A 14,408-nucleotide genomic window follows, 5' to 3' on the forward strand; every position below is an offset into this window, starting at 1 on the left:
TGAGGATGTGACGCAAAATTTTTAATTGAATTTTGTGTTTTTGATTTTTTTATAATTTTTCTTATTTTTAGTTGTTTTTTCTGTTTATTTCGTTGTATATTCTTTTTAGGTTGTGTCCGATTGTGTATAGTTTGAATTCAGTGTTTGTGTTTTTGAGGCCTGTTGTGGTGAATTCATGTAGTTTCATGTTTTGTTTTAGGTGTGCAAACGGTAATTCTGCTGTTTTTGATCGTTTTTTGTAGATTTTCTGTGCCCAGTCAGTTTCCATTTTCCGATGCATTCTAATCTTGGAAGGATTTCCATAGTCTTGAATTACTCTATAATTCGTTTTTTCGCAGCAATAATCTTTCATGATGCAATTTTTACATTCATTTGTCCAATAACTTATTCTTTGTTTGTTTTTGTATTCGTATGTTTTTCGTCGATATAAAATTTCTCCTAAAGGGCAGATATATGTTCCTATTTCTGCATCGTAGTCGAAATTATCCTTTTGAAATGGTTTTTCCCATAAATTGTATTTCTTTTCTTTTCTTGAGAGTTTTCTAGTGGATATGTATCCATCTAGTCCTTTTTCTTCAAGATAAGTTGTGTTTTGGTCTGTGGAATATCCATTATCGGCACTGAATTGGAAATTGGATGGCATTTCATCATAGATTCCTTCTAAATTGCTTTTTAATTGTTCTAATGATGGAATTAGTTCGAAATGGTCAGTTGGATTTTGTGTAATGTATGATGTGAGTATGATTCCTTTGTATTCGTCCACAATGATTTGTGCATTGTAATCCCATTCCCATTTGCCTTTCTTATTTAACATTAAGCGTGCATCAGGGTCATTAATTCCAATCACATCTTTTGGTGATTCTTTTACTTTTTCTTCGAGTTCGTTGAGTTTTTTTAAAACTTTCTCAGGATTTTTTTCTGCTTGTTTTAAAAGATTTAAACTTGAAGAACGAAGCTTATCTTTGTTTCTATCATTTTTGGAAGACACATCTATTTCTTTTATGGTTTCTTTGAATTTTTCTTTGTCTGTTAATGATTCTGGAATACTGTTTCCAGATTCATCACCCAGTTCGTCGTCTTCTTGTTGATCCAGTTCAATACTTTTTTCAAGATGTTTTTTCATAAGTTTAATTTGATTTTCATCTGTTAATCGATTAATGGATGTTTTTGCTTTGATTTTAGTTCCATCCAAACTCACATGATGGATTTTGATTAAATCATTATCTTTTGCAATTTTAATGGTTGTTTTGAAAGCTTCATCGATTAAATCAGGATAATCAACTTTAAATCTTGCTATTGTTCGATATGATGGGTTTTCCATAGCTGCAAGATACATATAAGAAATGTCAGTACGTGTTTTTCTCTCAATTTCTCTTGAAGATAATCCTCCATCAAACACGCTCATTAAAATGAGCCTGAGCAATAATTCGCGCGGATAAGCAAATTCACCAGGCTTTCCACGAAACTCCTGATTCACTTTCGAACAATCAATTAAATCAACCACATTTTTAATAAAAAAACACGGATGATCTTTTGGAATCAATTCACGCAAGTCCAACGGGACTAACATGCTCTGATTAATATTATCATCTTTCAAAACCATAAATAAAACAACCACAAAGATTAATCTCTATAATAAAAGATTGTACTTCATAGTATATAAAATTAAAGAAAAAATAAGCAAAATAAAAATTAAAAATAGTGACTTCGTGTCACATCCTCTTTTTTATTAATTTATAAATTCATCAATCAATGAAATGACTTCATCCTTTTTTTCGAAAAATATTATATGGCCTGCACCCTCAATTATTTCCAGTTTAGAATCCTTCAGCGCATCTGCAACTATTTTTGACTCGCTTGGCGGATTGAGACCATCAAACTCACCGACCAGAAGAAGAACCGGTATCTCAACATTATCAATGTCGCTCATCATGTCATAATGGGCAAGTGATGCGTAGATGTTTTTCCTCTCCTCATTGGTAAGCTCGGTTTTACCACGGTTTCCCCGGTAATACTCTACAATCTGTTCGGGAGTGGTGTTTGGTGGATAGACTCTTCTTGCTATTAATCTTCCCATTTCCTTAAGGTCAATGTCAGCGTTTCCGCCGTTTTCCTCAACCGCCTTTTCCATAAGAGAAATCTTGCCCTGGCCACGTGTGCCAATTAACACTATTTTTGATGCAAGTGAAGGGTATTTCTCGGCTGTTCTGAGCGTGATGTATGATCCCATTGACAGTCCAATGACTATGGGATGTTCCATGTCATAATATTCTATTATTGCAGCTAAATCATCTGCATAGTCTTCCAAAGTCAGATTTTCCGGCTTGTCGCTTTCACCATGGCCCCTCACATCATATGAAACCACATGATAATTATCCTTATAATAGTTAAATAGGGGATTCATGATTTCCTTTGTTGCAAAGATTCCATGAATCATGACCATGTCGGGACCGGTTCCAGCTTCCTTAACGGCAATGTTCAAACCGTTGATTTCAATCTTAGACTCCATATTTAATAGTTACTCTTGAAGCTATAAATGTTTAATGGAGCATTATTTTGACATCATTTGAATTTTAAACCAACTTTAAAGGCATCAGCAATCTTATCGCCGGTTTTATAGTAGGAATGAGTAATGTCATCATATGCCAATGGGTCAAGCAGCCTGAAATCAATCTTTTTATCGTTCAGAACGCTTTCATCAGCCTGAACGTTAACGATTTCACCGGTTATTTGAGTGTGTGAGCCCACTTCAGCTACATGCATCACCCTGCATTCAAGAGATACCTTGAACTCATCTATAATAGGTGCATTGACCTTTTCGCCCTTGACCGGAGTGAAATTGATTTTTGCAATCTTATCTGCATTATAACCTGACTCTATTCCAAGATAGTCCACCTCTGCCATATGCTCCACGCTTGGAAAACCTAAACAGAACTCTTGAGTCTGTAAGATACTTTTTAGGGTTTTTCTCTTTAAGGTGGAATTGATTGCTATCATCACTGCCGGCGGATGGTGGGAGCACATTGTGGCAAAGGCCAGTGTGCATGCATCGGCTCTTCCATCCTCATCATATGCAGTTGCAACAACGGCAGGTGCCGGATACATCATTGTATGGTTTTTAACATTCACTTTCATCCTATCACATTATTGCTTTTGATGATTTCAGATATTTTAATATTTGGATTCCTGTATCTCTCATCAGGAACTCTTGTAATGTACTCATTTCTCTCTAATCTTTTTATGATTTGATCAACATTTGACTCAGAAACAAATAACTGTTCAGCCAAAATCCCATGAGAGCAGTTCTGATGATAGAAAATGTTGACAAGATAAGTCACATCACTAGGAGTCAAATCCTCGTATGATTGTTTTAGATAATCCTTATGAAGCAAATTGATATAATTAATATACATTATGATAAGCGTGAAATTAATTCTTTCATCTTCAAAATCAGGTCAGCCATCTTATCACCTTAATAAATTATATATAATCCAAATAAATAAACCTTACATTAACAAATTTCATAGGGGCAAAAATATGAAACACAACACTAAAATCATACTTATTGTAGTGATTATCCTGATTATCGGTGCAATAATCTATTTTGAAACCCATAAATACAATGAAATAACCTATACTACACTTGGAAACACCAGCATCGGAACCGTTGAGGTTGGAATTTCAGGCAACGAGAACGCAACAAAGTGCATTGCACTCATCACAGGCATCCATCCAAGGGAAAAACTCTCCATTGAACCTGAAATCCAGGCTGCAAGGGAATTTGGAAATGATGACGTGAAGATTCTTCACTACAAGGTAACGGTTACACAGAACCCTGAGGATTACTCTGAAGGGCGTGCAAACGGTGAAAGCCTTGTTCATGACTATGTCAATCCCCATGTGACCCAGTCCGATGCCGATGCCGTTGTAATCAGCCATTCACACAATCCAGATTATGGAGACTGGTTCTACGTGGCCACACCTGAGATGGATGATGCTTCAGTAAACATTGCAAAAAATATTAAAGCAACAAGTGATTTCAACTATTATCCTGTTACCGGAAATGAAACATACAAGTCCACATCCGCTGTTCTTGTATCCAAGCCTATTGCTCAGGCAGGTTATCCTACATTCGTCTATGAGATACCTGAAGACATCTGGGAGATGACCTCAACCGGCAAGACCAAGGAGCTTTTCGGCCTGATTAGTGAAAATATTTAACTTCAAATATTTTCATTCTTTTTTTCAAATTTCAACTGTTTCAAAATTAACTGTTTCAAAAGAAACAATTATATTATATGAAAACAAATATTATATCAGGTGATTAAATGGATGATGAATACTTTCAGGCAATAACCAAAAGTTCCCCATTCATCGCATGGATACACAACCTGTCCCTGAATCAGCAGAAATACATGAAATCAAAATTCGACAACATTGATTTGGGCCATGACGTTAGATACATAATGTTTATCTATGACAATCCCAACTGCTCACAGGATGACATTGTGAACATGTTCAGCCAAAGCAAGGGAAATGTTGCAAAGGTTTTGAAGAAACTGGAGGATTTGGGATACATTGAAAGGAAAACCAATCCTGAAAACAGAAGAAAATACATGCTGAATACAACCCAAAAGGGAAATGAACTGGTACCGAAATACAGGCAATACTCCCTGGATTGGGAAAAAGAGGTAGGATTAACAGATTCAGATGAGGAATTGAAAAGAAGAATAAGGGAAATTGCAATCAATGCAATGAAACTTGTTGAAGGAGAGTAGTATTATGGAGTTAAAGTTAGAGACAATAGTCGTGTTCGTATCATTCATCACATCGTTTTTTGCGGTGTTTCTGTCAAATGGTATAATTATAGGAGTTCCGGCAATAGCTCAGGACTTTGCAATGAACAATGTCATTCAAAACTGGGTGCCGACAATATTCTTCCTTGTCGTGGCAGTGTTTACAGTTCCAGCAGGGCAGATTTCAGGAAAATTCGGAGTTAAAAAGTCATTGCTTGCAGGAATCATCGTGTTCCTTGTAGGCTCAATCGGCGCTTGCCTTTCATTTTCAACAGAATCATTCCTTATTTTCAGGATGATGCAGGGAGCAGGTGTGGCATTCCTTAATGTATCCGCCATGGCAATGGTTGTGCATGCGGTTTCACCTAAAAACAGGGGAAAGGCATTGGGCTTTACAGTGACAGGAGTTTATCTTGCAACTTCACTTTCACCGGTTATATGTGGATTTCTGGTTCATAACCTCGGATGGAGATCAATGTTTTACTTTGTGATTCCATTTTTAGTGTTATGTATCATACTGATGATTGCAAAAATCCCTCAAGAGTGGAAGACCTATCAAGATGACAAGATTGATAAAGTTGGTTCTTTACTGTATGGCGTAGGAATATTGTTTTTCATCTATGGATTCACAAGTTTGATTACAACAATGGGCAAAATATTAACCGTTCTTGGAATTATATTGCTAGTTATTTTCGGTTCATATGAGCTAAGGCAAAAGTCACCGGTATTCAACATGAACCTGTTCAAGAACAAGAAGTTCACATCATCCAATGTTGCGGCACTTTGCAGCTACCTTGCAATAATGGTTGTGACAACAATCCTCAACTACCACTTCCAGTATGTTCGTGGATGGGATGCACAGATGTCCGGAATGATTCTGATTATCACACCGATAATCATGGCGATAATGGCACCGAATTCCGGAAGGCTATCAGATAAGATACATCCTCAGAAATTGGCTGCAATCGGAATTGGAATAGCTGCGGTTGCACTTTTAATATTGACATTCCTTACAGGAGACACACCATTGTACATTGTAGTATTGGCAATGGTTCTTCAGGGTATAGGAATGGGACTTTTCTCAAGCCCGAACATGAACGCAATCATGAGTTCAGTTCCGCCAAAGGACGCACCGACAGCTTCCGCATCACAGGCTACAATGAGAACAATCGGTCAAACCATGAGTCTTGGGCTCCTGACATTGATATTCGCTTGGGTGATGGGCAATCTGGAGCTTGCACCTCAATATGCCGGCATGATTGTTCAGGCATCACAGATAATCTGTGGAATATGTACCGTCGCTTGTGTGCTTGCAGTATTCGCATCACTTGTCGGTGTAAAATCAAAGGACAAATTCAACACTCAAAGATAATTGGTTAGATTCAATCTAATCAATTCTTTACTTTTTTTATATACTTTAAAAACATAATATTAACTGATGAGAAGGAAAATTGTTTTTGCAGTAATAGCCATTGTTATTCTGGCAATTGTTGCATACGGAATATATTATGTGAACGATTATTATCATGCAGATGATGAGGCTAAAAGCCTGATGAATGGAACTGATAACGTTAAAGTGATTAAAACATCAAACGGACTATTGCTTGATGGTCCTGGAAATGATACTGCTTTAATCTTCTATCCCGGCGCTAAAGTTGAATACACATCATACCTGCCTTTATTAAGTGAAGTTTCAAAGAAAAACATTGACTGCTTTGTTGTGGAAATGCCATTCAACCTTGCATTGCTTAATCAAAACGCCGCTGATGAGATTATAGACAATTACAACTACACCAATTACTACATGTCCGGCCATTCCCTTGGAGGAGTAGTGGCATCACAATACGTTAACGCAACCAACAAGACAGACGGACTGATCCTTTTTGCAAGCTATCCGACAAGTGAAATTCAAAAGCCTGTTCTTTCAATATACGGAAGCGAAGATAAGGTCCTTAATATTGAAAAATACAATGAATCAAAACCATTAATGGACAATCTAACTGAAATTGTCATAAAAGGTGGAAATCACGCTCAAATCGGTGATTATGGATTGCAGGACGGTGACGGAACAGCTAAAATCACACCTGAAAAACAACAGGAAAAGACAGTAAACGAAATCATTAAATTCATTGATTAAAGATATAGATTAACATGGAACTAACTGCTATCGAAATGAAAAAATCAATTGAGAAAATCTATGAGAGACTGGATTCAGTTACACCGGTTGATTTTGATTGTGGAAAACTCTGCGGAGAAGTTTGCTGCGTTTATGATGCGGAAGACTATAGAAACGAGGAATTGGCGCTATACTTGCTCCCTGGTGAGGAACTGATGTATGAGGACAGTGAAGAGTTTGACCTCTACTACATCGATTCATCCGAAATAAAATATCCTCATTCATGGAAAGGACAGATTTATCTTGTCAAATGCAGGAATCCCCCAAGATGTGACAGATCTATAAGACCAATTCAGTGCAGGACCTTTCCATTAATACCACATTTGAACAAGAGGGGAGAATTCCATCTGATATTTGATGAATCCGAGTTTCCATACAAGTGCCCAATCGTCCATGACCATATCAAATTGAATGATGATTTTGTAAGGACAACCTATGAGATATGGCTGATGCTTATGCAAAACCCGTTGGTCTATGATTTGATTGATATGGATTCAAGAATGAGGGACAATAGAAAAACAGACTATGAAGTGGTTATATGAGATACAAGATATTGATTTTCGCATTGGCACTGTTCCTTTTGATTAACACCGCCAGTGCTATTGATTCATCAAACTGGACAACAGCAACGGTGGGCTATGAGAACTTCAAGATACCTCCGGAATATGAAAACCCATACAGCAGCGATTTTAATATGTATGAATATGATTATGATATTGACGTTTTCACAGTCAGATACGTCAATCCAAGAATAATTGACTTGTACGGTTACTTTTTAGAGAGAAACGACTTTAAGAAAGTGAAGGTTGCCGGTCATGATGCAGTGCACTTCACAAGCCATGACAGGCATGATGATGCGAACAACTCAAAGCTATGGTTTTCAGCGGGAGAGGAGTTCTACTATATCGCCTGGAGAGGAACAAACATAACCCCTGAAATCAAGGAAGTTGTTAAAAGCGCAAGCAAATCCAAATACTCACATGACGAGTTCTATGATATTCTAGACGAGAACTATCAAAACTATAAGATTACTCATGCAATCGAGTCTCAAAGATACGATTATCCGACAAGCGACAAGGGACACCATTCATTCGTGTCAGTTGGAAGCAATGGAGTTAACTTTGGAGTTATGACGTAATCATAATCTCCAATCTATTTCTTTTTTATTGTTTTTAGTTAAATACTCATTTGCCTTTTTGAAGTGATCGCATCCGAAAAACCCCCGTCTTGCGGAAAAGGGTGAAGGATGTGATGTTATTAAAACCAGATGATTCTCATTTGTGATTAATTCCTTTTTCTTTTCAGCCTGCTTTCCCCATAACATGAAAACAATAGGCTGTGATTGTTTATTCAATATGCTTATGACCTTATCGGTGAATGTCTGCCAACCGCATTTGTTGTGGGAATTGGCATTGCCCTCCTCAACAGTGAGAACAGTATTTAAAAGAAACACACCCTGACGAGCCCATTTTTCAAGACAACCTGAAGAAGGTATAGGATAATCGTATTCGGCATTGATTTCCTTGAAGATATTGCTGAGTGAGCGTGGAATCGGTCTTCCATCCGGTGTTGAGAATGCAAGCCCATGAGCTTGGCCCTCCTCATGATATGGGTCCTGGCCTAAAATGACCACTTTTACATCAGACAAGGGAGTGAGCTTGAATGCATTGAATATGTCATCATATGGCGGATAGATTGTCTTTGATGAATACTCAGCATCTATAAAATCCTTAATGTTTAAAAAATAGTCCTTATTGAACTCTTCGCTTAAAGCCAAATCCCAATCATTACCAATCATGGAATTTAATTTGTCGCTTAAGTTATATTAATTTAAGTTAAAAAAAGAAAAAAAGTAAGAATAGTAATTAGAAATCAATTCCAACATAAATACCATTTAAGTGGAAAGTTTTGGTATTCCAATTAGCTACACTTCCTAATGAATTTCTTGAACTAGTAGCATCAGCAATAGTCCATCTTCCATCAATTAACACTTGTGCCCATACGTGGCCGTATGTACTTCCACTTGAGAATGTACATTTACCATGGACATATCTGGCAGGGAGATCTGCTGTTCTAAACATTGCAACAAGCAAATGAGAATGATCCACACAGTTACCTGTCTTGTGGGATAATGTACCTGCTGCACCATATTTGGTATTGTAATAGAAACTGTATGAAAGAGTGTCTCTTACATACTCGAATATGGCTTTAGCTTTAGCACTGTCACTTGTCAATCTTTTTGTCAGGGAATCTACAACCTTTTTGATATCTGCATTGTCCACTTGACAGTTTTTAGTGGATTTCAAGTATTTCGCCAAATCGGTGTCAGTGTTTTTCTCATTCAATCCAGTACCAGTTTGAGAATTAGTTGAACTAGTAGTGTATGTTACATATGATGGCAAACGATTATTTGACTTGTAAAATGCCAAGATTCTTGAAAATGAATCAACCAATTCAGAATAAATGATTTTTCCAATAGCGGATGAACCATAATTTGGAGCCATTTCATTCTTTTCCATATAATCAGCTACACTCTTAGCCAATTTAACATAATTATCCTTTGTAAGATCCTTACTGATATCGTCACCGGAAGGTGAAGTTGGCTGTGCAATGTTATATATGATAGTTAAGTCATTTTTCTTTGAGCTGCCTAATTCCTCAATAGCCTGACTCATCAGGTATAAGAATTCAGGTGTGGTGAATGTAATGCCTCCAGCTGTAACAGTAGTTGGAATCTTATTATTTTTAGCAAAATAAGTTTTCAAACTAGTTGAACCAGCAAGAACATTAGCCAATGATATTTTGGTAGCCTTTGTTACATTAAGAGTTGTAGAACCAGAGCTTGCCAGATAATCATTGTTACCTCCAAAGCTGTATGACACTTTCTGATTTCCAGGCGATAATGCAATTGTGAACTTAGCTACACCATTTGATGTGGTAGCTGAATAAGTTTTTGAATTGCAAGTCAATTTGACTGTACCGGAAATAGCCTTGTTTGCTGAATCGGTTAATTTAACGCTGACAGTTCTTGTTCCTTGTGTCCATGAGGTGGAGCTTCCCCAAGTCAATTTGGAAGGAGCCCTTTCCTTAACAGTGATACCAATTGATTTACTTGTTGATTTAATTTTAGACTCTGCCTTGTTTGTGCATTTTATGGTGTATTTACCAAGGTCTAAATTAATCGGAAGTGAAACCATACCGTTACCATCTGTTGTTTTGGTATATGTGGCACCATTCAAGGTTAAAGTAACCTGTTTTTTAGCCAATGGAACACTGCCTGACTGTAATGCAACCTTAAATTGTGTGCCTGCACCTTTACCAAAAGAGGTTGTACTTTTTACCACAAATTGCGGAGTGCTTGATGGTATTATAGTAAGTTTTCCTTTGGTGCTTGAAGCCTTGTAGTATCCGTTTTTAGCGAATTTGTACTTTACAGTGTAAACTCCATTATTAAGTGAAGGCAGTTTGATTTTTGCATTACCGTTAGCGTTTGTCGCATCCCTATAAGTTACCCCGTTTACTTTAAATTTGACTATCATGCCTTTAGGCGGTGCGTAACCAAATTTATTAAGTAATTTAACTTTTAGGGTTTTTGAATCGCTTTTCAAGTAAGTATAATCCTTTGCAGTTAATGTAGTTGCTACAGATTTAACCACTTTAACTGTATTTACTTTTGTCAAACCATCAGTATTATAAGAAGTAATTTTATAAGTACCTTTCTTAAGAGAAGTTAATGACAACTTTGCATTACCCTTACTATTGGTTTTTACAGTATAGGTTTTTCCATTGATCTTGAATTTGACCTTTTTATTGGCCAATACTTTACCGTTGCTTTTATAGAACTTGGCAGTGAATTTCTTCTTGTCCAAGTAAACCTTACTCAAATCACTTGCAGTGATTGTGGATAAGACCTTAAAAGTGGTTGTTAACTTATAGCCAGATACAGGATTTGTTGCAACAATCTTGTAGGTTCCTGGCTTAAGGTTGATGTCCATGGAAATTTTACCTGTACTGTCTGTCTTTTTAGTGTAACTTACGCCGTTAACAGTTATCTTAACGTTTGTGTTAGATAATGCTTTGCCGTAGTTATCTAAAAAAGTTGCAGTATATTTTGTACTTCCCTTATAATATTTTGTAACACTTTTCGAAGAGACGGTCTTTGAAGGAGCTATTGTCTGGTTTTCAGATGACTCATTACCGTCACTTGTCAAAACATTACTATCCTCTGTGTTAGTTGATAAAGTATTTGAATCGTCAGATTCCAGGGCTTCGTCTGATGAGTCGCTTGCAAGTGTTGTTTGCTCAACACCTTCCTGGGAGTCTTCACCATCAAGTGAAATTGACCCGTCATCGTCAACCGCATATGAATCTGTAACATTTATTTCACTTGCAGATATTGCACTTATTGATAAAATTACAAACAGTGACAACAACACAGTGATTAATAATTGTCTATTCAAAATATTTTACCTCCTAAGTAATTCTTCTTTCAATTCGCGAGAACTTAATCTCACTACAAAATAATTTATTTAAAAAATCTTATATAAACCTTTTTATTTTCTATACGGCTTTAAATGAGTTTAATTTTTGAAAATAAGGTTAAAAAATCATTAAAATTAAATGTTAATAAATTAATTATTTAAATAAGGCTATAAAAAACTAATATGAAATAAGATAATATTTAAGGTAATGAAAGTTTAATAAAATAGAAATAATAATTAGAATACTTATTATATAAAATAACATATAGTTTAAGGCTATTTAAGTTTAAAACATTCAATCAAGAGTAATTATAGTAAAAAATAAGATATTTAATTAAGAAAATTGAAAATTAAAGAAGAATAAACAATTTTATTTTTCTTCGACTCTTTTTCCGCTCATGTGCTCAATTGTCAATTCAAAAACCTCAGTTCTATGCAATAACTTTTCTATTTCACTGACGGTTTCCTCATGGGTCGGGAAGAATTTGTCACCTAAATTTGTCAATTTTTCAACCTTCTCATCATCATCGCTGAGAGTACGTATCCGACCAAACACTATGACACTCCTGAATATATATGACCAGTCGTCATCAGGATTTCTAACACCCTCATCCATTACACAGTATGATGCCTTGTCGTATTTTTTCACTGCATCATTCTTATGGCCAGTCATGGCCCCATGAAAGTAGATCTTGCCGTCAACATACACATGGCTCATCGGCAAGGCATAAGGGTAATCGTAATCACCCAGAAGGGCTAGGACTCCACGTGGCTCATTGGTCAGTATTTCCTCACACTCTTCCTGTGATAGCATTTGGCCTAATCGGCGCATTTTCCTAAACATAATATTATATTAGTTGCACCTATAAAAATAATGTTATGTCTACATTAACATTTAGGAACGCCACAGAGGAAGATGTCGGCTTGGTATTGGAATTCATCCGCAAGCTTGCTGATTATGAACACCGTTTGGATGAGGTTATAGCAACCGAAGATGAACTTAAAAAATGGATTTTTGACAAAAAACAGGCAGAAGTAATATTTGCCCTTGAAGACGGAAAGGAAATTGGATTTGCACTCTTTTTCCTGAGCTTTTCAACATACATATCAAATGTGAATCTGCATTTGGAGGATCTTTTCATCGACCCAGAGTACCGTGGAAAAGGATATGGAAAGGCGTTACTTAAAAAATTGGCAAAAATAGTTGTTGACAGGGGTTACGGCAGGTTTGAATGGACATGCCTGTCATGGAACCAGCCAAGCATTGACTTTTACCTGTCATTGGGCGCCAAGCAGAAAGACTGGAACGTTTTCCACCTGACAGGTGATGAATTGAAAGACTTAGCTAATGACTAAGTCCTTTTTTTATAATGCTAATGCAGCAAACACTATAAATATAACAATCAGACAAAGACAGCATCCGAAGCTTGTCTTTGTGTTGTCGTTTTTCTTAGGGTCACTATGACTTGAAATGGCTGTTGGCCTTACAGTGTACTTGTCCTCATTGTCATATACATCAGCAAGCTTAACTGCAACCCAAATTGACCTTATGATGGATACCAGCATTAAAATCAATGCAAAGCCCACCAGTATTGTCAGCACCTGATAATTATTGTACAGGATTATTGCGATTATCCATGGGATTTCATACATTATCCCTTCCAAAACCCAATTCTTATTGTTGTTTCTAAATCCAACATATATGAATCCGAATCCGTTAAGGTATACGATAAAGGATAACAGCACCCACCATGACCGTTTTATCTTTTCAAATGCATTCATAATTAACCCTAAAAATTATTTTTAGTTTAAAAGATTGTCGTTTCCTGTTTCGATTTTTGCAATGACCTTTTGACCGTCTTGAGCCATATCTGAAAACATGTCGATTGTTTGTTTCATTTGAGGCAATGCCTGTTCCTTATATGTGCTTACATCCTGAATGGCCTGAAGTGCCTCTGCAAATGAAGCCTTAAGCACATCCGGTGAAATCATGGTCTCTGCACTGTGTTTCTGAATTTCGCTTCCTTGTTCCTTGAGCATGTGTGAAGTTGATTCAATGATGTTTTCAGTGGTTTCATTCAAGATGTTGATTTTTTCCATTACAATCTTTTGGTCATAAAGTGCACTTGCAACCATTACACCTGTTCTTAATGCGGATACGGTTACGTTTTGAGCCCTTTTGACTCCACGAATCAATTCCTTATTGTTACGTCTTATAACATTAAGGGACACTATTCCTTGCTGGTTTACAACAATCATTTGCTGCATGTCCATGATTCTTTGCCTTAATGGGAATAGGATTTCCTCTTTTACAAATGCTATTTTATCACTGTCCACACCTTCGATTTCAGCGGTCTGGATTTGGGCCTCGATTGAAGCGTCCATCTGCTTACCGAGTTCAATGTCAGCGAGTAGCTTATTGGTAACTTCCCTTAAGTAGTTTTCCTCATTAAGTAATGTGGTATTGTCGTTTTGCAATACTTTGCTGCTTTTGTCAAGTGACTCGACAATTTCTGAGATTGCAACTTCAGCCTTTTCATATTTTGCGAAGTATTTCCTTACCGGATTCATGAGATTGCCCAATACTCCTTTTTTGGCAAAGTCGACTTTGCTTGGGTCGAGATCTTTCATTTGACGGTTCAATTCCATGAGTTTTTCACTGATATTGTCAGCGTCCTGGCCGCCTTTGGTTAAGTCTACAAACCTTGTTGCCAATATCTCATTGTGTGCGGCGGATTTTGACATTTCATTTAAACCGAAATTGTCCAATGGTTTTAAAATGTTTTCCCTTTCTTGAGGATTGTCCAAATCGGTTTCAAATATTGCAGTTGCATTTCCTTGTGCCTGTTCTTTCAAGTTTGAGTTTTCGAGTTTTTCCTCTTCTTCCTTAAGGGTTGTTTCAACGTCTTTTTTAATTTCATCTACATCAAGTGAAAATTCAGCCATAATATCACC

16 protein-coding genes are annotated in these 14,408 nt (G+C 36.7%); 7 read left to right on the top strand and 9 right to left on the bottom strand.

What is annotated here, in order from left to right:
• Positions 1–67 precede the first annotated feature (67 nt).
• From E7Z78_RS06385 to E7Z78_RS06400, 4 genes are all read right to left on the bottom strand, one after another.
• Positions 68–1,603 carry an IS1182 family transposase gene (locus E7Z78_RS06385; protein WP_303724331.1) on the bottom strand — a complete coding sequence of 512 codons (1,536 nt, stop codon included), beginning with the start codon at positions 1,601–1,603 and terminating at the stop codon, positions 68–70.
• A 126-nt stretch (positions 1,604–1,729) separates the two neighbouring features.
• On the bottom strand, positions 1,730–2,509 hold the full coding sequence (locus E7Z78_RS06390) for an alpha/beta fold hydrolase (RefSeq protein WP_303724332.1): 780 nt from the start codon (positions 2,507–2,509) through the stop codon (positions 1,730–1,732).
• Between the two features lie 53 nt (positions 2,510–2,562).
• Positions 2,563–3,135: a flavin reductase family protein gene (locus tag E7Z78_RS06395; RefSeq protein ID WP_303724333.1), complete on the bottom strand. Its 573-nt coding sequence runs from the start codon at positions 3,133–3,135 to the stop codon at positions 2,563–2,565.
• Positions 3,132–3,413, bottom strand: a complete 282-nt coding sequence (locus E7Z78_RS06400; RefSeq protein WP_303724334.1) for a MarR family transcriptional regulator — start codon at positions 3,411–3,413, stop codon at positions 3,132–3,134. Before E7Z78_RS06400 ends, E7Z78_RS06395 begins: the two co-directional genes overlap by 4 nt.
• Positions 3,414–3,537: 124 nt before the next feature.
• On the opposite strand from E7Z78_RS06400, the gene E7Z78_RS06405 reads away from it, so the two are divergent.
• The 6 genes from E7Z78_RS06405 (at position 3,538) to E7Z78_RS06430 (ending at position 8,110) form a co-directional block, all read left to right on the top strand.
• Positions 3,538–4,221, top strand: coding sequence for a hypothetical protein (locus E7Z78_RS06405; RefSeq protein WP_303724335.1), 684 nt, complete (start codon positions 3,538–3,540; stop codon positions 4,219–4,221).
• A 107-nt stretch (positions 4,222–4,328) separates the two neighbouring features.
• A complete protein-coding gene (locus E7Z78_RS06410) occupies positions 4,329–4,778 on the top strand; it encodes a MarR family winged helix-turn-helix transcriptional regulator (RefSeq protein ID WP_303724336.1) in 450 nt (149 codons plus the stop codon).
• Positions 4,779–4,782: 4 nt separating this feature from the next.
• Positions 4,783–6,168: an MFS transporter gene (locus tag E7Z78_RS06415; protein WP_303724337.1), complete on the top strand. Its 1,386-nt coding sequence runs from the start codon at positions 4,783–4,785 to the stop codon at positions 6,166–6,168.
• A gap of 66 nt (positions 6,169–6,234) precedes the next feature.
• Entirely contained in the window at positions 6,235–6,933 is a 699-nt protein-coding gene (locus E7Z78_RS06420) for an alpha/beta hydrolase (RefSeq protein WP_303724338.1), read from the top strand.
• 14 nt (positions 6,934–6,947) lie between these two features.
• Entirely contained in the window at positions 6,948–7,514 is a 567-nt protein-coding gene (locus tag E7Z78_RS06425; protein ID WP_303724339.1) for a hypothetical protein, read from the top strand.
• Positions 7,511–8,110 (top strand): hypothetical protein, encoded by a 600-nt coding sequence (locus E7Z78_RS06430; protein WP_303724340.1) that lies wholly within the window; start codon positions 7,511–7,513, stop codon positions 8,108–8,110. Before E7Z78_RS06425 ends, E7Z78_RS06430 begins: the two co-directional genes overlap by 4 nt.
• On the opposite strand, the gene ung is transcribed toward E7Z78_RS06430, so the two are convergent.
• The 3 genes from ung to E7Z78_RS06445 all read right to left on the bottom strand — a co-directional run bounded on the left by ung (position 8,111) and on the right by E7Z78_RS06445 (position 12,297).
• Complete coding sequence (gene ung, locus E7Z78_RS06435) at positions 8,111–8,770, bottom strand: uracil-DNA glycosylase (protein ID WP_303724341.1); 660 nt, start codon at positions 8,768–8,770, stop codon at positions 8,111–8,113.
• Positions 8,771–8,837: 67 nt separating this feature from the next.
• On the bottom strand, positions 8,838–11,432 hold the full coding sequence (locus E7Z78_RS06440) for a transglutaminase domain-containing protein (RefSeq protein ID WP_303724342.1): 2,595 nt from the start codon (positions 11,430–11,432) through the stop codon (positions 8,838–8,840).
• Between the two features lie 391 nt (positions 11,433–11,823).
• Positions 11,824–12,297, bottom strand: coding sequence for a pyridoxamine 5'-phosphate oxidase family protein (locus E7Z78_RS06445; RefSeq protein WP_303724343.1), 474 nt, complete (start codon positions 12,295–12,297; stop codon positions 11,824–11,826).
• Positions 12,298–12,332: 35 nt separating this feature from the next.
• Between E7Z78_RS06445 and E7Z78_RS06450 the strand changes: the two genes are divergently transcribed.
• Positions 12,333–12,809, top strand: coding sequence for a GNAT family N-acetyltransferase (locus tag E7Z78_RS06450; RefSeq protein ID WP_303724344.1), 477 nt, complete (start codon positions 12,333–12,335; stop codon positions 12,807–12,809).
• Positions 12,810–12,818: 9 nt separating this feature from the next.
• Here E7Z78_RS06450 and E7Z78_RS06455 read toward each other — a convergent pair whose 3' ends face one another.
• Complete coding sequence (locus E7Z78_RS06455; protein ID WP_303724345.1) at positions 12,819–13,235, bottom strand: hypothetical protein; 417 nt, start codon at positions 13,233–13,235, stop codon at positions 12,819–12,821.
• A gap of 21 nt (positions 13,236–13,256) precedes the next feature.
• Entirely contained in the window at positions 13,257–14,399 is a 1,143-nt protein-coding gene (locus E7Z78_RS06460) for a toxic anion resistance protein (protein WP_303724346.1), read from the bottom strand.
• Positions 14,400–14,408: the final 9 nt, after the last annotated feature.

This window comes from Methanobrevibacter thaueri (genome assembly GCF_015062915.1).
Classification (GTDB): Archaea; Methanobacteriota; Methanobacteria; order Methanobacteriales; family Methanobacteriaceae; genus Methanocatella; species Methanocatella thaueri_B.

Bases quoted from the DNA above. Each gene is read 5' to 3' on its own strand.
- E7Z78_RS06420 (WP_303724338.1), top strand. From the start codon at position 6,235: ATGAGAAGGAAAATTGTTTTTGCAGTAATAGCCATTGTTATTCTGGCA.
- E7Z78_RS06405 (WP_303724335.1), top strand. From the start codon at position 3,538: ATGAAACACAACACTAAAATCATACTTATTGTAGTGATTATCCTGATT.
- E7Z78_RS06455 (WP_303724345.1), bottom strand. From the start codon at position 13,235: ATGAATGCATTTGAAAAGATAAAACGGTCATGGTGGGTGCTGTTATCC.
- E7Z78_RS06450 (WP_303724344.1), top strand. From the start codon at position 12,333: ATGTCTACATTAACATTTAGGAACGCCACAGAGGAAGATGTCGGCTTG.
- E7Z78_RS06445 (WP_303724343.1), bottom strand. From the start codon at position 12,297: ATGTTTAGGAAAATGCGCCGATTAGGCCAAATGCTATCACAGGAAGAG.
- E7Z78_RS06400 (WP_303724334.1), bottom strand. From the start codon at position 3,413: ATGTATATTAATTATATCAATTTGCTTCATAAGGATTATCTAAAACAA.
- E7Z78_RS06460 (WP_303724346.1), bottom strand. From the start codon at position 14,399: ATGGCTGAATTTTCACTTGATGTAGATGAAATTAAAAAAGACGTTGAA.
- E7Z78_RS06395 (WP_303724333.1), bottom strand. From the start codon at position 3,135: ATGAAAGTGAATGTTAAAAACCATACAATGATGTATCCGGCACCTGCC.
- E7Z78_RS06410 (WP_303724336.1), top strand. From the start codon at position 4,329: ATGGATGATGAATACTTTCAGGCAATAACCAAAAGTTCCCCATTCATC.
- E7Z78_RS06390 (WP_303724332.1), bottom strand. From the start codon at position 2,509: ATGGAGTCTAAGATTGAAATCAACGGTTTGAACATTGCCGTTAAGGAA.
- E7Z78_RS06425 (WP_303724339.1), top strand. From the start codon at position 6,948: ATGGAACTAACTGCTATCGAAATGAAAAAATCAATTGAGAAAATCTAT.
- E7Z78_RS06430 (WP_303724340.1), top strand. From the start codon at position 7,511: ATGAGATACAAGATATTGATTTTCGCATTGGCACTGTTCCTTTTGATT.
- E7Z78_RS06385 (WP_303724331.1), bottom strand. From the start codon at position 1,603: ATGGTTTTGAAAGATGATAATATTAATCAGAGCATGTTAGTCCCGTTG.
- E7Z78_RS06415 (WP_303724337.1), top strand. From the start codon at position 4,783: ATGGAGTTAAAGTTAGAGACAATAGTCGTGTTCGTATCATTCATCACA.
- ung (WP_303724341.1), bottom strand. From the start codon at position 8,770: ATGATTGGTAATGATTGGGATTTGGCTTTAAGCGAAGAGTTCAATAAG.